General features: G+C 38.1%; 17 protein-coding genes. 8 read left to right on the top strand and 9 right to left on the bottom strand.

Annotated elements, in window-relative coordinates; genetic code table 11:
• Positions 1-13: 13 nt before the first annotated feature.
• Positions 14-1,324 (bottom strand): ATP-dependent protease ATPase subunit HslU, encoded by a 1,311-nt coding sequence (hslU, locus tag ACFIK7_RS09565; RefSeq protein ID WP_375631079.1) that lies wholly within the window; start codon positions 1,322-1,324, stop codon positions 14-16.
• Complete coding sequence (gene hslV / locus ACFIK7_RS09560; protein WP_012754621.1) at positions 1,325-1,906, bottom strand: ATP-dependent protease subunit HslV; 582 nt, start codon at positions 1,904-1,906, stop codon at positions 1,325-1,327.
• A gap of 220 nt (positions 1,907-2,126) precedes the next feature.
• On the opposite strand from hslV, the gene ACFIK7_RS09555 reads away from it, so the two are divergent.
• The 4 genes from ACFIK7_RS09555 to ACFIK7_RS09540 all read left to right on the top strand — a co-directional run bounded on the left by ACFIK7_RS09555 (position 2,127) and on the right by ACFIK7_RS09540 (position 6,665).
• Positions 2,127-3,116, top strand: a complete 990-nt coding sequence (locus ACFIK7_RS09555; protein WP_375631080.1) for an asparaginase — start codon at positions 2,127-2,129, stop codon at positions 3,114-3,116.
• A 122-nt stretch (positions 3,117-3,238) separates the two neighbouring features.
• Positions 3,239-4,237 (top strand): type I pantothenate kinase, encoded by a 999-nt coding sequence (gene coaA / locus ACFIK7_RS09550; protein ID WP_273790598.1) that lies wholly within the window; start codon positions 3,239-3,241, stop codon positions 4,235-4,237.
• Between the two features lie 13 nt (positions 4,238-4,250).
• Positions 4,251-5,624, top strand: a complete 1,374-nt coding sequence (locus ACFIK7_RS09545; RefSeq protein ID WP_375663283.1) for a M17 family metallopeptidase — start codon at positions 4,251-4,253, stop codon at positions 5,622-5,624.
• A 153-nt stretch (positions 5,625-5,777) separates the two neighbouring features.
• Positions 5,778-6,665, top strand: a complete 888-nt coding sequence (locus ACFIK7_RS09540) for an NlpC/P60 family protein (RefSeq protein WP_375663297.1) — start codon at positions 5,778-5,780, stop codon at positions 6,663-6,665.
• Positions 6,666-7,542: 877 nt separating this feature from the next.
• Here ACFIK7_RS09540 and mutT read toward each other — a convergent pair.
• The 3 genes from mutT to ACFIK7_RS09525 form a co-directional block, all read right to left on the bottom strand.
• Positions 7,543-7,956, bottom strand: a complete 414-nt coding sequence (gene mutT, locus ACFIK7_RS09535) for an 8-oxo-dGTP diphosphatase MutT (RefSeq protein WP_375631082.1) — start codon at positions 7,954-7,956, stop codon at positions 7,543-7,545.
• Positions 7,957-8,081: 125 nt separating this feature from the next.
• Positions 8,082-9,314 carry a bifunctional glutamate N-acetyltransferase/amino-acid acetyltransferase ArgJ gene (gene argJ, locus ACFIK7_RS09530; RefSeq protein ID WP_273790600.1) on the bottom strand — a complete coding sequence of 411 codons (1,233 nt, stop codon included), beginning with the start codon at positions 9,312-9,314 and terminating at the stop codon, positions 8,082-8,084.
• A gap of 129 nt (positions 9,315-9,443) precedes the next feature.
• Entirely contained in the window at positions 9,444-10,397 is a 954-nt protein-coding gene (locus tag ACFIK7_RS09525) for a peptidylprolyl isomerase (protein WP_273790601.1), read from the bottom strand.
• Positions 10,398-10,832: 435 nt separating this feature from the next.
• Here ACFIK7_RS09525 and secA point away from each other — a divergent pair, with 435 nt between their 5' ends.
• The 4 genes from secA (at position 10,833) to prmC (ending at position 16,143) form a co-directional block, all read left to right on the top strand.
• The gene (secA, locus tag ACFIK7_RS09520) at positions 10,833-13,550 is read left to right on the top strand and encodes a preprotein translocase subunit SecA (RefSeq protein WP_375631084.1); all 2,718 of its coding nucleotides are present in this window, start codon (positions 10,833-10,835) and stop codon (positions 13,548-13,550) included.
• Complete coding sequence (locus ACFIK7_RS09515; protein ID WP_273790603.1) at positions 13,489-13,980, top strand: Fur family transcriptional regulator; 492 nt, start codon at positions 13,489-13,491, stop codon at positions 13,978-13,980. Before secA ends, ACFIK7_RS09515 begins: the two co-directional genes overlap by 62 nt.
• A 223-nt stretch (positions 13,981-14,203) precedes the next feature.
• On the top strand, positions 14,204-15,280 hold the full coding sequence (prfA, locus tag ACFIK7_RS09510; RefSeq protein WP_375631085.1) for a peptide chain release factor 1: 1,077 nt from the start codon (positions 14,204-14,206) through the stop codon (positions 15,278-15,280).
• The gene (prmC, locus tag ACFIK7_RS09505) at positions 15,277-16,143 is read left to right on the top strand and encodes a peptide chain release factor N(5)-glutamine methyltransferase (protein ID WP_375663282.1); all 867 of its coding nucleotides are present in this window, start codon (positions 15,277-15,279) and stop codon (positions 16,141-16,143) included. Before prfA ends, prmC begins: the two co-directional genes overlap by 4 nt.
• Here the strand turns inward: prmC and nrdF are convergent.
• The 4 genes from nrdF to nrdH are packed head-to-tail and all read right to left on the bottom strand — an operon-like array spanning position 16,140 to position 19,880.
• Positions 16,140-17,114, bottom strand: a complete 975-nt coding sequence (gene nrdF / locus ACFIK7_RS09500; protein ID WP_273722534.1) for a class 1b ribonucleoside-diphosphate reductase subunit beta — start codon at positions 17,112-17,114, stop codon at positions 16,140-16,142. The genes prmC and nrdF overlap by 4 nt on opposite strands.
• A gap of 11 nt (positions 17,115-17,125) precedes the next feature.
• Positions 17,126-19,276, bottom strand: a complete 2,151-nt coding sequence (gene nrdE, locus ACFIK7_RS09495) for a class 1b ribonucleoside-diphosphate reductase subunit alpha (RefSeq protein ID WP_375654446.1) — start codon at positions 19,274-19,276, stop codon at positions 17,126-17,128.
• Complete coding sequence (gene nrdI, locus ACFIK7_RS09490) at positions 19,258-19,656, bottom strand: class Ib ribonucleoside-diphosphate reductase assembly flavoprotein NrdI (RefSeq protein ID WP_273790607.1); 399 nt, start codon at positions 19,654-19,656, stop codon at positions 19,258-19,260. Before nrdI ends, nrdE begins: the two co-directional genes overlap by 19 nt.
• Positions 19,656-19,880, bottom strand: coding sequence for a glutaredoxin-like protein NrdH (gene nrdH, locus ACFIK7_RS09485; RefSeq protein WP_273790608.1), 225 nt, complete (start codon positions 19,878-19,880; stop codon positions 19,656-19,658). Before nrdH ends, nrdI begins: the two co-directional genes overlap by 1 nt.
• Positions 19,881-20,404: the final 524 nt, after the last annotated feature.

Below are 20,404 nucleotides of genomic sequence, written 5' to 3'. Positions count from 1 at the left end.
CAAGCAATAACTTTCAAAGAATAAAACGGGAAAGATCGATATCAGCAGCAAGCTCGCCAATAGATTTTCTTACGTAAGCAGCATCAATTTTAAACGATGTTCCAGCTTTATCTGGCGCCGTAAAAGAAATCTCATCCAAAACGCGCTCCATCACTGTTTGCAAACGACGTGCCCCTATATTTTCAATCCTTGCATTTAAATCTACAGCAATATCTGCTAAAGCATCAATTGCATCATCGGTAATTTCCAAATGAACCTCTTCCGTTGCCATAAGAGCAATATATTGTTTAATCAAACTGGCTTCTGGTTCTGTTAGAATGCGTCGTAAATCTTCCCTTGTTAAAGGATTGAGCTCCACACGGATGGGCAAACGTCCTTGAAGTTCGGGTAATAAATCAGATGGCTTGGAAACATGAAATGCACCTGAGGCAATAAAAAGAATATGATCTGTTTTGATTTGCCCATATTTTGTAGCAATTGTTGTTCCTTCCACCAAAGGCAAAAGATCACGTTGAACGCCCTCACGCGAAATCGCAGCACTGGCTCCACCGTCTCGAGTTGCAATTTTATCAATCTCATCAATAAAAACAATACCATCATTTTCAGCAACACGAAGCGCCTCTTGAATAATTTGCTCCTGATCAAGGAGTTTTTCAGATTCATCATCAATGAGCGGTTTAAAAGAATCCTTTACCGTCGTCTTACGGACTTTTGTACGACTGCCCATTTTGCCCAAAATATCTGATAAATTCATAATACCCATTTGTGCCCCAGGCATACCAGGAATATCAAAGGTTGAAGCACTATTGCTATTATTATCGGCGACTTCAATTTCAATCTCTTTCTCATCCAGCTCACCTTCACGCAATTTTTTACGAAAACTATCACGGGTAGCAGGACTTGCTGTTTTACCAACAAGGGCGTCTAAAACGCGCTCTTCAGCATTCACGTGAGCCTTTTCTTTTATTTCATCTCGTTTCTTTTCACGTACAAGAGAAATGGCAATTTCAACAAGATCTCGAATAATTTGCTCAACATCACGTCCCACATAACCAACTTCAGTAAATTTCGTCGCTTCTACTTTAACGAAGGGTGCTCCAGAAAGTTTTGCTAATCGACGTGCGATTCCTGTTTTACCAACACCTGTTGGCCCTATCATTAAAATATTTTTTGGCATAACTTCTTCACGCATCGGCTCATCAAGCTGTTGCCTACGCCACCGATTGCGCAATGCAATAGCTACAGAGCGTTTGGCATCATTTTGGCCAATAATAAAACGATCAAGTTCAGAAACAGTCTCACGAGGGGAAAATACAACACACATTTAAATAGCTTTCTCTAAAGAAGATAATTCTGCATCCAATGTTTCAATCGTAAAATGATCATTGGTGTAAACACAAATTTTAGCGGCAATAGCCATAGCTTTACGAGCAATAGTTTCTGCATCCAAATCCAAATCCATGAGTGCACGCGCTGCTGAAAGAGCAAAATTTCCTCCAGAGCCAATTGCCATAACCCCATCTTCTGGTTCTAAGACATCACCAAGCCCTGTTAAAGCCAAAGTTACTTTCTTATCAGCCACGAGCATCATTGCTTCGAGACGACGCAAATAGCGATCTGTTCGCCAATCTTTTGCAAGTTCTACACAGGCACGCATAAGCTGATCAGGATATTGTTCAAGCTTTGTTTCCAATCTCTCCAGTAATGTAAAAGCATCTGCCGTAGCACCTGCAAAACCAGCAATAACCACTCCGTTCTTTCCAAGACGACGCACTTTACGTGCATTGCCTTTCATAATTGTCTGTCCAAGAGAGACCTGACCATCACCGGCCATCACGACTTTTCCACCTTTTCGTACCGTAATAATTGTTGTACCATACATTATGTCTGGCTTATGTTCTGTCATAAGGAAACTCCTTAATATTAACTTTACTTTTTAATATTGATTTCTTTTCATACAATGTAAAACTCAATTACTATTGTCCTATTTAAGAACATATACAGCAAAACACAATGATTCAGCATAACTCAATTTGTTGAAAATGGAAAAATGATATCATTGTTGTCAATGTAAATTACTGCTAAATAGCTTTATATAAACAGTTTGTGCTTTTTAGAGGAAAATTATGAAAAAAATAGCCATAGGGACCTTAGGTGGAACAATTGCAATGACTGCTGATAGTTTTGGTCACATGCAACCGACTTTAACTTCAGATAACCTTATAAAAAGTGTTCCTGATTTAAATAACGTTGCTGATATTCATGCACAAACATTAATGCAAATACCAAGTGGATCTTTATCGTTTCAAATGCTTTTTGAAATAATTAAGTGGGCAAAACAACAAATAAACGCTGGTGCAGAAGGTATTGTTTTAACACAAGGGACTGATACTCTGGAAGAAACAGCTTTTTTTCTTTCTCTTTATTGGAAGGAGGCTGAACCACTCATCATAACCGGCGCTATGCGCATGCCTCATGAAGCAGGCGCGGATGGCCCCGCAAACATTTTAGCAGCCACTCGTGTCGCAGCAGCCACACAAAGTCGTAACAGGGGCGTTCTCGTTGTCATAAATGATGCAATTCATTCACCTTATTGGCTCTATAAAAGCCATACCGTCAAAGTCGAAACATTTCAATCAGGTCTTGCAGGTGTTTTAGGAACTATTTTAGAGGGAAAACTTATTTATTTCAATGATCGAAAATTTTTTCCGACAACGTTTGATCTTCCCCAAAATCATGATCATCAAATTGCACTCCTCTATTCCTCTTTATCATCTGGTGCACAATTAATGAAACTATGCCTTGAAAGTGGGTATTATGCTGGAGTTGTTATTGCTGGTTTTGGTGCGGGGCACTGTAGTTTTCAAGAAGCAGACCTTGTACAACAATATGCACAAAAAATACCAATCATTATTGCTAGTCGTTGTTGTAATGGCTCAACAACTCGTATAACTTATGGCTATAAAGGCTCCGAAATCGATATGATTGCTTCTGGTGCTCTCATGTCTGGTTATTTATCAGCCGTAAAAGCGCGTCTACTTTTATGGGCTTTTTTGGCGCAAGGGCACGCATTAGCACAAATCCGTGCAAACTGGAATGACTGGACTATAAGTTAATGAAAAATGATCTATTATCTTAAAAGAAGAGAGCATGCAAAACAAAATTTATTTGAAAATAAAGCCGCTCTTCTGTCTGCTCTTAATCAATTGCTGCTGCAAAAAAATCTCGACAAATACAAATGATTGATACAACTATACAAAAAATTAATCAGAAAGATAATCTGGTCAAATCTGTTTCTGACCGATATTCACCCTATCGTGTTTTTACTGCACAAGAATGGTCAGAGTTTCGTGAAGACACACCTCTTACTTTGACTTTTGATGAAATTAAGCGTTTACGCTCTATTGATGATCCTATCGATCTTAAAGAAGTCCAACGCATTTATCTTTCTTTATCGCGTCTGTTATCATGCCATGTTGAAGCAGTACAGGAACTTTTCCACAAACGTCAGCAGTTTCTCCATCAAGAAGAGAGTAGAAAAACGCCCTTTATTATTGGAATTGCTGGTTCTGTAGCTGTAGGAAAATCAACCACGGCTCGCATTCTTCAAGAACTGTTGAAACGTTGGACATCTAGTCTTAAAGTTGATCTAATCACAACGGATGGTTTTCTCTATCCTAACGCAATCTTACAGCAAAAAAATCGTATGAATCGTAAAGGATTTCCTGATTCCTATGACATTAAAAAGCTGCTGTGCTTTCTTTCGGCTATAAAAGCAGGTATCGGAAATGTCCGTGCCCCACTTTACTCACATATGACCTATGATGTTCTAGAAAATCAGACAATTACCATCGATCGTCCTGATATTTTAATTGTTGAAGGTATTAATGTATTACAGGTCAGTGATCTTCCTAAAGATGGAAAAGCTATTCCTTTCGTATCAGATTTTTTTGATTTTTCAATCTATGTCGATGCCGAAACAGAAGTCATTCGTCACTGGTATTTGGAGCGCTTTAAACGTTTGCGTAAAACAACTTTTCAAAATCCTGAATCCTATTTTCATCGTTATGCCCACCTCAATGAAAAAGAAGCCTCAAAAATCGCTGAGGATCTTTGGCAAACGATTAATTTAAAAAATTTACAGGAAAATATATTGCCAACACGACCACGGTCCAATCTCATTCTACGAAAGGGAAAAAATCATTTGGTCGAATATGTCGCACTTAGACGACTATAAGGATCTCATAACTATGCAGCACCACCACATTCATTTTACCTCAACGCGTATCGATAACAGTTGCCCTATCATCTTGGTAAACCAAAGAAATCTTGCTAACTTATCACTTGATGCGTCAACAACAGCATGGATAAAAGTTAATGACTTTACTGGAAAAGCGGGACAAATACTCTTTGTTCCTCACGAAACGGGGCATTTAAAAAAAGTTTTATTTGGAATTGGCAATAATAGCGATCCTTTTATCACAGGAGTTCTTGCTCAAAAACTTCCTGCTGGTCAATGGCATTTAGAAGGTACAACCTCTGATGAAATAAATACCTATCTTGGATTAGCATTCGGTAGCTATCAATTTAATCGCTATCGTCAAAATTCTTCTTTCAAATCATTATCCATCCATGTCAATGAGGCCGTTGATCTTAATGAACTCCAACGAATTTATGAAGCTGTCTTTTTCGTCCGTGATCTCATTAATATTCCAGCCAATGATATGACCCCTGATGCTCTCGAAAAAGAAGCTCGAAAACTAGGAAAAACCTACGGTGCTCACATCAAAAGTATTTGTGGAGATGATCTCTTAACCCATAACTTTCCGATGATTCATGCTGTAGGACGAGCAGGCAGCACTGCACCACGACTGATTGAGTTACTCTGGGGGAAAGAACATCATCCTAAAATAACGTTGGTGGGCAAAGGCGTAACTTTTGATACTGGAGGACTCGATATTAAATCAGCCAATAACATGTTGCTTATGAAAAAAGACATGGGGGGTGGAGCAAACGTTTTGGGATTGGCTAAACTTATCATGGATGCAAAATTGCCTTTCCGTCTACGTATTTTGATTCCAGCTGTAGAAAATGCAATTTCTGCGAATGCTTACCGACCAAGTGATATCCTCAGAAGTCGTAAAGGTTTAAGTGTTGAAGTAGGTAATACAGATGCTGAAGGGCGTCTTGTCCTTGCCGATGCACTCGCCTATGGTGATGAAGAAAGTCCACAATTCATGCTTTGTATGGCTACTTTAACAGGGGCAGCGCGTATAGCATTAGGACCAGATCTTCCCGCATTTTATTGTAATGATTCAATATGGGCACAACAAATTTCTGAATCTGCTCACGCTGTCTTTGATCCTCTTTGGCAAATGCCCCTTTGGAAACCTTACCAAGAAATGTTATCATCACCAATTGCTGATCTTAACAATGTAACTGGAAATAGCTTTGCTGGTTCTATAACAGCTGCTTTATTTCTTAATTCTTTTGTTGAAAAAGCTGAACATTTTGCGCATTTTGACCTTTATGGATGGATTCCAAAAGAAAAACCAGGATACCCTATTGGTGGATCAGCACAAACTATTCGTGCCCTTTATAATATTTTTAAAAATGAAGTTTGACACACAATATTCAAAAAAATAGACAATTTTGCAGCTTAAAGAATAATTGGTCTTACACAGTGTTCTTAGTTTTGTTTGAGGATAAAAATCTTACCAATACAGCTTTCATGAGTTTGTTTAAAGGTAAGAAGTAACAAAATGGAAAGCAAAAAGATGATCTCTAAAGACCCAAGACTTCATGCATTCAGAGATGATCTAGCAGATCAACGTCTTGAAACAGAAATTACAGCTCAGCGCTTTGTTCAAGGTGAAAAAAGACGTGTTAATACAGCGGTCGCTGGACTTTTTAAAGAAAATAGTAAAAAAAGTGAAAGACAAACAGAATGCTTATTCGGAGAAGAACTTCTCATTTTTGAACAAGGGGAAACAATGTCGTGGGGACAATCACTCAAAGATGGTTATGTTGGTTATATTGATACAAAAGTTCTTTGTACATCAATCATAAAACAAACACATGTGGTTTCAGTACCACGTACATTTAAATATTTACACGCTGACTTACGTGGACCAATAGTGTCCCCTTTATCTATGGGAAGCAAAGTCAGTGTTGTTGATGAAATTGAAGTCCGTGACACAATGTATTCTATTCTTGAAAATGGAACAGCAATCATTACGAGCCATCTCAGCCCCATTGGACGCGTATATGAAGATTATGTCACAGTTGCAGAAACCTTTATCCGTACACCTTATCTTTGGGGTGGTGTCAGCGGTTTTGGAATTGATTGTTCGGGACTCATTCAGCTCTCTATGATGATGACCGATCAAATAGTTTTACGTGATACCGATATGCAGCAAGAAACTATAGGCAGTCCTCTTACAGATACTGATAAACTTCAACGAGGCGATTTAATTTTTTGGAAAGATCATGTTGCTATTATGGTCGATCACGCAAATATTATTCACGCAAATGGTTTTTCTATGGACGTTATGATTGAGCCATTGGAAAAATCAATTACGCGTATCGCTAAAAAAAATCAATATCCCATCGCAAAACGCCGTCCAATTCAAGAAACTTCATACATGCCTCCTATAAAAAATTAATTGAATGTTTTATTATACAATATATTGATTTATAAGGATAATTATCCATCATTCACTCTACGTCAAGCATTCTAAATATCGTAAAATTTTTTATTTCAAATCTGTTTTTATGTTGGATCAATCAAAGCCGCTTGTCTGTTCATCACAAGCGTAATTGATGTATAAGTAAAAATGATTATGAAAAGAAAAATATTCCTTCTGAATGCCCTCAAATGCCAAGAGCTATCGTAATATTGGGACCAGCTTACTTCTTCATAAGCGTAAAGATAGTGGCGCTCAATAGATTTTACATTATTTCCATAGGGGCTTTAACGTTATATCATTCCGGGCACCGTCGCGAAATGGGCTTTGGAGCATTGCGAGGTGCCTCTTTTAAAAAAGCTCGTGAATATGCAACACAATGCCATTCTACATTACGTAAAGAACGTACCCCTCTTAATCAAAAGCAACATTTTTTGAAATTTTTCCTATTATCGATATCTCATGAAATAAATACCCCTTATACCTCTCAGTGCACCCAAACCCATCTCACAATGATACACGTGAAAAGTATAACATACATTGTCTACCACTATCTTTATACTTATGAATCGTGTAAAGACATCATTATACACTTTGCCAATTCTCAATGTTGCGATAACCCTTGGCTATTGGAGAGTGTTCTTTCAGCACGTATTTTATTTCTTTCTTAAATAATTTTATCCACATAACCCTCCCCGCTTGGAACGTGCAAAAGAATGGTTTTGATTAATTTAACATAAAACAGATTTGAAATGAGAAAGTTTTTTACGACTCTGGACTTCCCCATTCAACATAAAAAATTATAAATTATCATTTTAAATCAATATATTGAATTATATTTTCTTCTTATAACACATTAAAGAAGATGATTTTTCAATACCTGAACCAATGGTTTATCAGCATCAGGCATAGAGTATTTATCAAGATCATTAATAAAAACCCATTCTAAATTTTGCCCCTCTCGTCCTTGCGCAACACCCTCATAATGGTCACAAAGATACAATGGCATTAAGAGATGAAATGTTTTATAGTTATGACTTGCAAATGTTAAAGGGTGTAAATTATTTGGTTGAACATAAATACCAAGCTCTTCCTCTAATTCACGAATCAATGATGCTTCCGGAGTTTCACCTTGCTCAACCTTGCCACCAGGAAACTCCCATAAACCAGCCAGTGATTTTCCTTCAGGACGCTGTGTAAGCAAAACACGATTATTCTGATCGAACAATGCGCATGCAACAACAAGAAGAATAGAACTTTTCATACACATATCACTCCCCAATAGGGAACATAAAAATAACTGACTTTCCTATCATATCCCCTCTGCTCCTAAAAGAGCTCACATACCCCATTTGCTCTGAAAAATAATAAGCTGTTAAATATAAAGTGCATCCATTAACTTCTGTAATCGCTATTGATCATAACGTACTCTTTTGTTAAATCGCAAGACCAAACCGTCGCCGTGCTCTTACCCAAACCGATATCAACACGAATTGTGATGTGTTTACCTTGCATATAAGCACCTATTGTCTCTTCACAATACTCAGGATCTCGTACGCCATTCACGGCCACACGATGCTCACCAAACCAAATCGTCAATAGATCACGATCGACTTCAACACCGGCCTTCCCAACTGCCATAACGACCCGCCCCCAATTCGCATCTTCACCGGCAATAGCCGTTTTTACGAGCGGTGAATTTGCAATTGATAAAGCAATAGTTTTAGCTGCATTGTTTGTTGTAGCGCCCATCACATTAACCTCAATTAAATGACGAGCACCTTCACCATCACAAACAACTTGTAGTGCAAGTTCATGCAGAAGTGCACTCAATTGTTTCACAAAAACCCTATAACGCGGATCAGATTTACTTGTAAGACATGGAAAATGTTCTTTTCCTGTCGCAAACAACATAAGCGTATCTGAAGTTGAGGTATCGCTATCAACAGTAATTGAATTGAAAGAACCCTCAACTGCCTCTGATAACATGGATTGGAGTGCATCCGAAGAAATAGTCGCATCACTAACCACAAATGACAGCATTGTCGCCATATCTGGTGCAATCATACCAGAACCTTTTGCAATTCCATTAATGGTAACACGCTCTCCCCCACAGTCAAAAGTGCGCGTCGCAAGTTTTGGAAATGTGTCCGTTGTCATTATGGCTTTTGCAGCTTCCAACCAATTGCCCTCTTCTGCTGTCTCTGCCATACTTGGTAAAAGATTGACAATACCCGATGCATCCATTGGCTCACCAATAACACCCGTAGAAGCTATAAAAATTTCATCTTCTCTAACCTTTAAAGCGTTCGCTGCTGCACAAATAATTGCATCGGTTGTGTGCTTTCCTTTGCTTCCTGTAAAAGCATTTGCATTTCCAGAATTCACAACAACGCCCCTCGCAACCCCATGAGGAAGCGATGCACGACAATGCTCTACAGGGGCAGATGGACATTTTGAACGAGTAAAAACACCGGCCACACTCACTGGCTTATCGAATATGATGAAAAGAAGATCTGTACGATCTTTATATTTAATCCCAGCTTCAGCTGTTGCTATCCGTACACCAGATAATGGAGAAAGCTCTTGGATCTTTTGAGGCGACAAAGGAGAGATTTTCAAAACCACAATATGCTTTCTATAAAAAAATGAAATGATTGCAGATCAATAACCTCTCATAGAAAACTGCTAGGCTTTTTGAACAAAACTAACCTAGCAAATTATCTATTAAAGAGGCTATCTACTTATTTTTCCTAGCTATTCCGTATCTTCTTCATCTGATGTCTCATCGGGAAGTAGCGTCCCATTTTGATGAAGCGATTCCATGATTTTTGTAACATTAGGATCAGGGTATTTCACATCTATCTTGCTACGCAAATCAACAATCAGTTCTTGATAGCGCTTTTTTATTAGCTGTGTCCGCAACATCTCTTTAACATCATCAAATGCAGGCGGTTGTTTTACACGACGATCTTCTAATTTAATAATATGCCAACCAAAAGGACTTTCAACGGGTTGTTTTGTGTATTCGCCAACTTTCAAACCAAATGCGGCATCTTCAAAAGGCTTGACCATTTGACCATGGCTAAAATAACCAAGATCACCCCCAACGGCAGCAGAACCATCTGTTGAACTTTTCTTTGCAATCTCTTCAAAATTTTCGCCTTTATTTAAATGCTTAATGATAGCTTCTGCTTCTTTTCTCGTTTTGACCAAAATATGACGCGCTTTAACCTCATCCTCTTTAGGTAAAGCAGCAACTTCTTGCTTATAAAGAGCTTCCAAATCAGTATCCGATATTTTATCAACAATCTCCTGTTTAAAATAAAGCTGTTGAAGAACATTGTCACGCATGACTGCCATACGTTTATCGTAAGCTTCTGTCTTATCAAGACCCTTGCTTCTTGCTGCTTTTGCGAGTGCCTGCATATCTAAATAAGCTTTTAAAACCATCATACGGCGTTGTTCATCAGGAAAACGTGCTAAATTAGGATTTATTTCAAGCGCTAAATCATCCAATTGGCCTGCTGTAATATTTTTCCCATCAATAACCGCCATAACATGAGAAGGAGAAACGGCTTTTTCAGAAGCTTTCTCTAAAGTCTTTAAATCACTCGACGATGAATTCAAACCTTCTTGAGCACTCACCCCTAAACTTGTACTTGCCAATAAAGTTGATGCTAAAAAAAGCGTGATAAAGTTAAATTTCATAAATATACTCCTTAAAAATGAAGGCAGGTTCAAGATTCCAATTTTCTTTACCATAACACTTTAATCTTTAAACATAGAGAAATAAATTAGTAATTTTATTTTAAAAAAGTATAAAATCATCCTTTTATCTCAGTTTCTCCAATCCTATCTAATGCAGATGAAAAACATGATAATAGAGAAAAATGACATATTGTATCTTAAATTACTTTGTATTGTATCAGTTAAATAGCATACTTAAAGTTGACATAAAGCGCTTAGCCTCTTATCTCTACTTTACAATTAGAGTGAAAAATTGCACACCAGCAAGTATAATGGTACCATCTGCATTTCATGATGTCTCCAATGATATCAGACAACTTGAAGGAAATGTAGAGTATGGGGAGAGCATATGAATTTCCCAACAAGAGTGACAACAATTAAAAGAAAGGGCCAGAGATGGTCAGTTTAGGTGTTTTTGCCCGTAAGTTTTTTGGTTCAGCTCATGAGCGACATCTCAAAGCACTCCGCCAAAAAGTTGCACAAATTAATGCTTTGGAAGAACAATTCGTAAAATTAAGTGATGAGCAGCTTTGCCAAAAAACAGATGCCTTTCGTAAACGTCTTAGTGAAGGTGAAAGTGTTGATTTGCTCTTACCAGAAGCTTTCGCGACTGTTCGTGAAGCCGCAAAACGTGTTTATGACATGCGTCCTTTTGACGTACAACTTATTGGTGGAATGGTCCTTCACGATTGCGGCATAGCTGAAATGCGTACTGGTGAAGGTAAAACCTTAATGGCAACTCTACCAATTTATCTCAATGCATTGGAAGGTAAAGGCGTTCATGTTGTGACAGTAAACGATTATCTCGCCAGTCGTGATGCTGAAACAATGGGAAAAATTTTTAGTTTTCTAGGGCTTACAACAGGCGTGATTCTTCATGATCTTGATAGTGATGCCCGCCGAGAGGCCTATGCATGCGACATCACCTATGCCACAAATAATGAACTAGGTTTTGATTATTTGCGTGATAATATGGCCTTCGATCGTAGTCAAATGGTCCAACGTGGACATCATTACGCAATTGTCGATGAAGTTGATTCGATTCTTATTGATGAAGCCCGTACCCCCCTTATTATTTCTGGTCCTCTAGAAGATCGTACTGACTTCTATAACCTTATTGATACATTTATTCCTGCCTTAACTCCAGAAGACTATGAAATAGACGAAAAACAAAAAACAACGACCTTTACCGAAGTTGGTACTGAAAAAATTGAAAAAATGCTCGAACAAGCTGGGCATCTTAAAGGTGAGAGTCTTTATGACATAGAAAATGTCGCTATCGTTCATCATGTCAATAATGCTCTAAAAGCTCATAAACTGTTTGCTCGCGATAAAGATTACATTGTTCGCAATGATGAAATCGTTATTATTGACGAATTTACAGGGCGAATGATGCCTGGGCGGCGTTATTCTGAAGGACTTCATCAAGCGTTAGAAGCTAAAGAGCATGTTGCTATTCAACCAGAAAACCAGACACTTGCTTCCATCACTTTCCAAAATTACTTCCGTATGTATAGGAAATTATCTGGCATGACTGGAACTGCAACAACAGAAGCCGAAGAATTCAGAAATATTTATGGTCTTGACGTTGTCGAAATCCCTACAAATTTGCCAATACAACGTATTGATGAAGATGATGAGATTTATCGAACAGCAGAAGAGAAATATCGGGCAATTGTGCGTGATATCCGTCAAGCGCACGAAAAAGAACAGCCTATTCTTGTTGGAACAACCTCTATTGAAAAGTCAGAACAATTGGCAGAGCGTTTGCGAAAAGAAGGCATTACCGATTTTAGAGTCTTAAATGCTCGCTATCACGAACAAGAAGCATATATCATTGCGCAAGCAGGCGTTCCTAGAGCTCTCACCATTGCAACCAACATGGCAGGACGCGGTACGGATATACAGCTTGGTGGTAATGTTGAAATGCGCATCCGACAAGAGTTACAGGATATCCCCGAAGGTCCAGAGCGGACAGCTAAAATTGAAGAAATAAAAAAAGATGTTCAGAAGCTTAAAGAAAAAGCTTTAGCGGCTGGAGGGCTTTACGTTATCGCTACTGAACGTCATGAAAGCCGTCGTATTGATAACCAGCTTCGTGGACGTTCTGGTCGCCAAGGCGATCCTGGTCGCTCAAAATTCTTTCTCTCTCTTCAAGATGATCTTATGCGTATCTTTGGCTCTAACCGTATGGATGGTATGCTGCAAAAACTTGGATTGAAAGAAAATGAAGCTATTATCCATCCATGGATTAATAAAGCCCTTGAAAAAGCACAAAAAAAGGTCGAAGCACGAAACTTTGAAATTCGTAAAAATCTGCTAAAATATGATGATGTCATGAATGATCAACGCAAGGTTATTTTTGAACAGCGTATGGAGGTCATGAACGCAGATGATTTATCAGAAATGATCCTTGAAATGCGCAATGAAGTCGTAGAGGATCTCGTAGAGGCTTATATTCCATCAGGGACATATTCTGAAAAATGGGATGCAAAAACTCTTGAAGAAGAGCTTCAACAACTCTTTAATCTTGAGCTTCCAGTGGAAGAATGGGCAAAAGAAGATGGAATTGCCGAGGAGCAAATTCTAGAGCGTGTATCAGATGCTGTTACAAAACTTGAAAATGAGCGTACTGAACGATATTCTCCAGAAGTTATGGCTTATTTTCACAAAGCAGTATTGCTCGAAACTATTGACACGTTATGGCGTGAACATCTGGTGAGTTTAGACCATTTGCGTTCTGTTGTTGGTTTTCGTGGTTATGCGCAGCGGGATCCGCTCAATGAATATAAGACAGAATCATTTGAACTCTTTCAAAGTATGTTGAGAAATTTGCGCCGAATTGTCACTTCTAAGCTTATGCGCTTTGAAATCATTCAACACCCCACAGAACCGACCATACCTGAGCAAACTGATGCTGCTTCTTCTGTCTTTAATGATCAAAGTCAAGAAAATGCTCCCACCTTATCGGCACGATCACAAGAAAATAGATTTGTTAATCCACAAGATCGTGACCCTAACGATATAACCACATGGGGAAAAGTTGGACGTAATGAGCGTTGTCCTTGCGGTTCAGAGAAAAAATACAAACACTGTCATGGAGCCTTTATTTGAAAAGCAAATTATGCAAATGAATAAAAAGCGAAATTATGAGCAAGAATTGCGCACCGCTGGTTTAAGAGTAACACGTCAACGACGAGTTATTCTTGATATTTTGACTGATACAAATGATCATCCCAATGCATTTGAAATTTTTCAGCGTGCAAACAAAATAGATTCGAATATTTCACTCTCAACTGTTTATCGAACCATGAAAATATTAGAAGGAAATGGAACAATTCATCGCCATAGCTTTAGTGGTGGTCCATCTCGTTTTGAGCAAGCAGATGGGCAACATCATGATCATCTCATTGATATAGAAACAGGACAAGTCATCGAGTTTCATTCTGATGTTATTGAAAAGCTACAAGAGGAAATTGCAAAATCTCTTGGCTATGATATTATTCATCACCGCCTTGAACTTTACGGAAAAAAAAACTCTTAAAAAAGTGATCATATATCATTAGATAAAAGACCTCAGGCAAATCAAATTTTATAAAAATTTACCTTTAAAATATAATAGTTTTCATTGGCAAAAAAAAAGAATTGCTTTATTACCCCTCTTTGTATGATGCTATACGGTAATTCATTGCCAATATTATAACAAAAAATCATTGCAACAAAATATTATAAAAAATTGTATTATAAAAAATTAGGCCAATATTATCATGGTTTCCTTGCCACAAGATCGTATGAGACAGCTTGAAAAGCGCTTTGAAATAATTGAAAGCCAAATGACGACGAATCCAAATGCTGAAACATATGTCAAATTAGCTTCTGAATATGCAGAACTACAACCCGTTATTGCCTCTATACGCGCATTAAATGCTCTTTACGAAGAGATTACAGAATTAGAAACGATTATCAACGATAAACAAACAGATATAGAGATGCGTAATCTTGCCCAAGAAGAGCTACCATCGTTATATAAAAAAGTAGAGCAATTTGAAAAAGAACTCCAGATTCTGCTTTTGCCTAAAGATGTTGCTGATGAAAAAAACGCTATTGTTGAAATTCGTGCAGGAACGGGTGGATCAGAAGCAGCACTTTTTTCCGGTGATCTTTTCCGCATGTATGAACGTTATGCCCATGCTCACCATTGGAAAGTAGAAGTTATTTCACTTAGTGAGGGGGAAGTTGGCGGATATAAAGAGATTATTGCTACCATTTCAGGAAAAGGTGTCTTTTCTAAATTGAAATATGAATCAGGGGTTCATCGTGTGCAACGCATCCCTGAAACAGAAACAGGTGGACGTATCCATACATCTGCTGCTACCGTTGCTGTGCTTCCAGAAGCTGAAGATATTGATATTGATATTCGTCCTGAAGATATTCGTATCGACACAATGCGTGCATCCGGAGCAGGAGGACAGCATGTTAATACAACGGATTCAGCTGTTCGTATCACGCATATTCCAACAGGAATTATGGTCGTACAAGCAGAAAAATCACAACATCAAAACCGAGCAAGAGCCCTTCAAATTTTACGGGCACGCTTATTCGATATCGAACGACAAAAAGCGGAAAGTGAACGTTCAGCTTCTCGTAAAAGCCAAGTTGGTTCTGGTGATCGCTCAGAACGTATTCGTACCTATAATTTTCCACAAGGACGTGTCACGGATCACCGTATTAATCTAACCTTGTATAAGCTTGATCGCATTCTAGAGGGAGATCTTGATGAGCTTCTTCATGCACTCATCTCAGATCATCAAACAACACTGCTGATGGAAATGGATAATAATTGAGCAAATATTCTTTCAAGAATGTCATCCAACAAATGCAAGAAAAATTGCGCACGAAAGGAATTGCTGAAGCCGATCTCGATGCGAAAATACTCGTTGAATGGATAACAGGAATAAATGCTGCTGAAAGAATTTCTAAACCAGATATGCATCTATCTTCTGAGCATATTATACAAATAGAACAAGCTTTACAACGGCGTATTGCAGGCGAACCCGTTTACCGTATTATAGGAGCACGAGAATTTTATGGTATATCTTTTACATTGTCTCAAGAGACGTTAGAACCTCGCCCTGATACAGAAACGCTGATAGATCTTGTTCTCCCTTTTCTCCAAAAACAGGTCGAAAATTCGAGAAAAACAACATTCCTTGATATGGGAACAGGAAGTGGCGCCATTGCTATTGCACTCCTTAAACAAATTCCCCAATCCTATGCGGTGGCAGTCGATATTTCTGAAGATGCCCTTAGAACAGCAAAAAAAAATGCAAAAAATGCTGAAGTAGCACACCGCTTCACACCTCTTCTTAGCGACTGGTTTGTTTCTGTCGCAGATCGCTTTGATTTTATTGTTTCCAATCCACCTTATATTCCCGCAAAAGATATCAAAAAACTTGCAAAAGAAGTGCGCTTACATGACCCATTGCGCGCTCTGATAGGAGGAGAAGATGGACTTGATTTTTATCGAAAACTCGCCCATGAAGCAGCCAACTACTTAAAAGAAAACGGCTATATCGCTGTTGAAATTGGTTTCTCTCAAGAAAATGAAGTCTGCAATTTGTTCGAAAAAAATGGTTTTCAATGTTTAGAAGTGCGCAAAGATCTAAGTGGAATACCCCGCGCACTTCTATTTGCATGCAAACATTAAAATTCCCAATCATCATCCGTGGTAGCAACCGCCTTGCCGATGACATAAGAAGAACCTGCCCCTGAAAAAAAGTCGTGATTTTCGTCAGAGTTTGGTGATAAAGCTGCCAAAATAGCGGGATTAACACGACAAACCTCAGGGGGGAAAAGAGCTTCAAAACCTAAATTCATTAAAGCCTTGTTTGCATTATAATGAAGAAAAATTTTAACATCTTCTGTCAATCCAAGCGCATCATAAAGATCTTCAGTATATTTGCACTCAATGTTATAAAGATCAAAGAGCAGGTTAAAAGCAAAATCTTTAATTTCTTGTCTTTTGGCTTCATCAAGCTTTGCAAAGCCCAATTGGAATTTATAACCTATATAATAACCATGGACTGCTTCATCACGAATGATTAGTCGAATGAGGTCTGCTGTATTGGTCAACTTAGCGCGACTGGCCCAATACATGGGCAAATAAAAACCAGAATAAAATAAAAAGCTTTCCAGCAAAGTCGAAGCAATTTTTTTCTTAAGTGGATCATTTGCTTCATAACGCTCAAGTACTAATCTAGCCTTTTTCTGCAAATGAATATTTTCTTCTGACCATCTAAACGCGTCATCAACTTCTACCGTCGAACAAAGGGTTGAAAAAATAGAGGAATAAGAACGTGCATGAACCGCTTCCATGAAGGCAATATTCGTCAAAACTGCCTCCTCATGCTCTGTTATCGCATCAGCCAGAAGCGAAATGGCCCCTACAGTGTTTTGAATTGTATCTAAAAGCGTTAGTCCTGTAAAAACACGAATTGTCAATTTACGTTCTTCATCCGTTAAGCTTGACCATGAGGGAATGTCATTGGAAAGTGGAACCTTCTCAGGTAACCAAAAATTCCCAGTTAAGCGATTCCATACTTCAAGATCCTTCTCATCATGTAATCTATTCCAATTAACAGCGCACACAACAGGATTTTTGGTTGTAATCTTTGTCATATGATGATCTCCTATAAACTGCAAGAAACACAGCCATCAACTTCCGTTCCACTTAATGCTACTTGCCGTAACCGTACATAGTAAATACTCTTGATACCCTTTTTCCAAGCATAAATTTGTGCGCGGTTAATATCACGTGTGGTCGCTGTATCAGGAAAAAATAATGTTAATGAAAGACCTTGATCAACATGCTGTGTTGCAGCAGCATAGGTATCTATAATTTTTTCAGGGCCAATCTCATAAGCATCTTGGTAAAAATTCAAATTCGTATTATCCATATAAGGAGCGGGATAATAAACGCGTCCAATTTTTCCCTCTTTGCGAATTTCAATTTTTGAAGCAATTGGATGAATAGAAGAAGTGGCATGATTAATATAGGAAATAGATCCCGTAGGTGGAACTGCCTGCAAATTGCGGTTATAAAGCCCATACTCAATAACTAATTTTTTGAGTTCCTGCCAATCCTTTTGATCTGGGATAACAATATTATTCCGTGCAAAAAGCTCTTGCACAAGCGCAAATTGCGGTTTCCATTCTTTTTCAATATATTTTTCGAAAAAACTTCCATCTGCATAAGCTGATTTTTCAAACCCTGCAAACATTTCTTGACGTTCGTGCGCAATTAAATTGGAAGCCCGTATGGCATGATATGTCACAATATAAAAATAGATATTGGTAAAATCAATCGCTTCTGGAGACCCATAATAGATCTGCTCACGCGCTAGAAACCCATGCAAATTCATTTGTCCCAAACCAATCGCATGACTTTCAGCATTGCCTTTCGCAATGGAAGGCACACAGGCAATATTGCTCATATCCGAAACAGCAGTAAGAGCACGAACAGCAGATTCCACGGTCTGTCCAAAATTAGGACTTTCCATTGCTTTGGCAATATTCATGGATCCAAGATTACAGGATATATCACTTCCAATCGTGCGATAAGTTAAATCTGTCTCCAGTTCACTCGCCTCACTCACCTGCAAAATTTCTGAACATAAATTGCTCATACTTATGCGCCCAGCTATCGGATTCGATCGATTAGCAGTATCCTCAAATAAAATATAGGGATAACCGGACTCAAATTGAATTTCCGCTAATGTCTGGAAAAAAACGCGTGCACTTATTTTCTTTTTACGAATCTTTGCATTATCAACAAAAGAACGATAATGCTCCGTTAAAGAAATATCGCTAAAAGGCTTACCTGTCACACGCTCGATATCATACGATGAGAAGAGATACATATCCTCATTATTCCGTGCAAGCTCAAAAGTAATATCAGGAATAACGACACCAAGCGAAAGCGTTTTAATTCTAACTTTTTCATCAGCATTTTCACGCTTTGTATCCAAAAATTTCATAATATCTAAATGATGAGCATGCAAATAAACAGCTCCAGCCCCCTGTCGTGCCCCAAGCTGATTGGCATAAGAAAAAGAATCTTCCAAGAGTTTCATCACCGGTAAAACACCTGAGGACTGATTTTCTATTTGCTTAATTGGTGCCCCTGCTTCCCGCAAATTCGTTAAACAAAGCGCCACACCTCCACCACGTTTTGAAAGCTGCAAAGCCGAATTAACCGCACGACCTATCGATTCCATATTATCTTCAACACGTAGCAAAAAACACGAAACCAATTCACCTCGTTGTTTTTTCCCAGCATTTAAAAATGTCGGTGTTGCCGGTTGAAAACGTCCTGTAATAATTTCATCCACAAAATTTTCAGCAAGAGCTTTATTCCCTTGTGCCAAATATAAAGCTACAAGACAGACGCGATCTTCATAACGTTCAAGATAACGTTTCCCATCAAAAGTCTTCAGTGTATAGCTGGTATAATACTTAAATGCGCCTAAAAAGGTAGGAAAACGAAACTTAAATGCATAAGCACGTTTAAAAAGTTTTTTAATAAAAGAAAAATCATAAAGCTCAAATAAAGCTTTTTCATAATAACCTTCTTCTATTAAGTAATCTATTTTTTCCTTCAGGTTATGAAAAAAAACTGTATTTTGATTAACATGCTGAAGAAAATATTGCCGTGCGGCAAGCCGATCCATATCAAATTGAATATGACCATTTTCATCATAAAGATTAAGCATTGCATTCAGCGCATGATAATCAGTAATCTGATCCGATTTCTGCGATTGTCCTATACCAATTGTTTCCAAAATATTTCCAATCCCTTTTTTACATAAATAACGTCTTCATCAGTTCCACGCAGCTCAAAACGATAAAGGCAAGGTACACAACATTTTTCAGCAATAATTTTACTTGCTAAATTATAATAGCGACCAAAATTACGATTCCCACCGCCAATAACACCACAAATTAATTTTCGGTTCTCAGCTTCATTAAGAAACTGGACAACGGCTTTCGGCACTGCCCCTCTTCCTTCACCATCTGCATATGTAGGAACAACCAGTACATAAGGTTCACCAACCAATGCAGAAGGCTTTCTTTTATCAATTTTGAAGAGTCGTTGACCAAGCTGCGAGACAAAATGCTGTGTATTACCCGTTGCACTCGAATAATAAACAATAAGCCCCATTAAGCACAAAGACCACTAATCATATCTGGTCTAAAACCAGACCAATGATTTTCACCACAAACAACGACAGGAACCTGACGATACCCCAGAGATTGAACAAAACTGTATGCTTGTTCATCACAGGAAATATCAACAACACGATAACGAATGCCTTTTGCATCAAAAGCGCGGCGTGTAGCATCACATTGGACACAAGATGGTTTACTATAAATAGTGATCGACATTTTCTTCAACTTTCACAATTCCAAACAATCAACCCTCAAAGGTCAATCTAATAATTTTATAGGTACTCAAGAATAACAAAAAATAGAAATTGTACGCAAAGCATGTGGTTATTTTTCAAATAGTACACAGCTTCCTGAATATAACAGAATTCCTCATCAAATAACTTCAAAGACTATGATGAGAATAAGAGATTATTCTACAACTTAAATGGCAAAGTCCCCTAGTTATAAAACAATCTTTTGCTTGCATTACAATTCCCTCCTGCTGTCTAAAAAACTAACGTTCTAAACTACCGTTTTCCAAGAGCTCTGTTTTACTCTTTTACGGCAAAAATCAATTACAAAAATGAAAGGGAATCCTTCCAAAAGAGATCCTTCAGCAAAAATACTGTTATACCCTTGGTCAATAAACTCTTTACAATAATGGAAATAACTTAGATACCAAACGAAACACACTAACACCCTCTCTTGTGCTTATTTAGAATCACCAATCATTTTGATACTATATATAGTATATACTCTCT

This window comes from Bartonella sp. CL266QHHD, from assembly GCF_042195355.1.
In the GTDB taxonomy this organism is placed as follows: Bacteria; Pseudomonadota; Alphaproteobacteria; order Rhizobiales; family Rhizobiaceae; genus Bartonella.
Note: the sequence above shows the minus strand (reverse complement) of the source record. Positions and strands in the feature narration are given on the sequence as shown.

Excerpts from the sequence above, each read along its gene's own strand:
- hslU (WP_375631079.1), bottom strand. The coding sequence starts at position 1,324 with ATGTGTGTTGTATTTTCCCCTCGTGAGACTGTTTCTGAACTTGATCGT.
- nrdF (WP_273722534.1), bottom strand. The coding sequence starts at position 17,114 with ATGACAAAGATTACAACCAAAAATCCTGTTGTGTGCGCTGTTAATTGG.
- coaA (WP_273790598.1), top strand. The coding sequence starts at position 3,239 with ATGATTGATACAACTATACAAAAAATTAATCAGAAAGATAATCTGGTC.
- ACFIK7_RS09515 (WP_273790603.1), top strand. The coding sequence starts at position 13,489 with ATGAGCGTTGTCCTTGCGGTTCAGAGAAAAAATACAAACACTGTCATG.
- nrdH (WP_273790608.1), bottom strand. The coding sequence starts at position 19,880 with ATGTCGATCACTATTTATAGTAAACCATCTTGTGTCCAATGTGATGCT.
- hslV (WP_012754621.1), bottom strand. The coding sequence starts at position 1,906 with ATGACAGAACATAAGCCAGACATAATGTATGGTACAACAATTATTACG.
- mutT (WP_375631082.1), bottom strand. The coding sequence starts at position 7,956 with ATGTGTATGAAAAGTTCTATTCTTCTTGTTGTTGCATGCGCATTGTTC.
- ACFIK7_RS09545 (WP_375663283.1), top strand. The coding sequence starts at position 4,251 with ATGCAGCACCACCACATTCATTTTACCTCAACGCGTATCGATAACAGT.
- secA (WP_375631084.1), top strand. The coding sequence starts at position 10,833 with ATGGTCAGTTTAGGTGTTTTTGCCCGTAAGTTTTTTGGTTCAGCTCAT.
- ACFIK7_RS09555 (WP_375631080.1), top strand. The coding sequence starts at position 2,127 with ATGAAAAAAATAGCCATAGGGACCTTAGGTGGAACAATTGCAATGACT.
- ACFIK7_RS09525 (WP_273790601.1), bottom strand. The coding sequence starts at position 10,397 with ATGAAATTTAACTTTATCACGCTTTTTTTAGCATCAACTTTATTGGCA.
- nrdI (WP_273790607.1), bottom strand. The coding sequence starts at position 19,656 with ATGGGGCTTATTGTTTATTATTCGAGTGCAACGGGTAATACACAGCAT.
- ACFIK7_RS09540 (WP_375663297.1), top strand. The coding sequence starts at position 5,778 with ATGATCTCTAAAGACCCAAGACTTCATGCATTCAGAGATGATCTAGCA.
- prfA (WP_375631085.1), top strand. The coding sequence starts at position 14,204 with ATGGTTTCCTTGCCACAAGATCGTATGAGACAGCTTGAAAAGCGCTTT.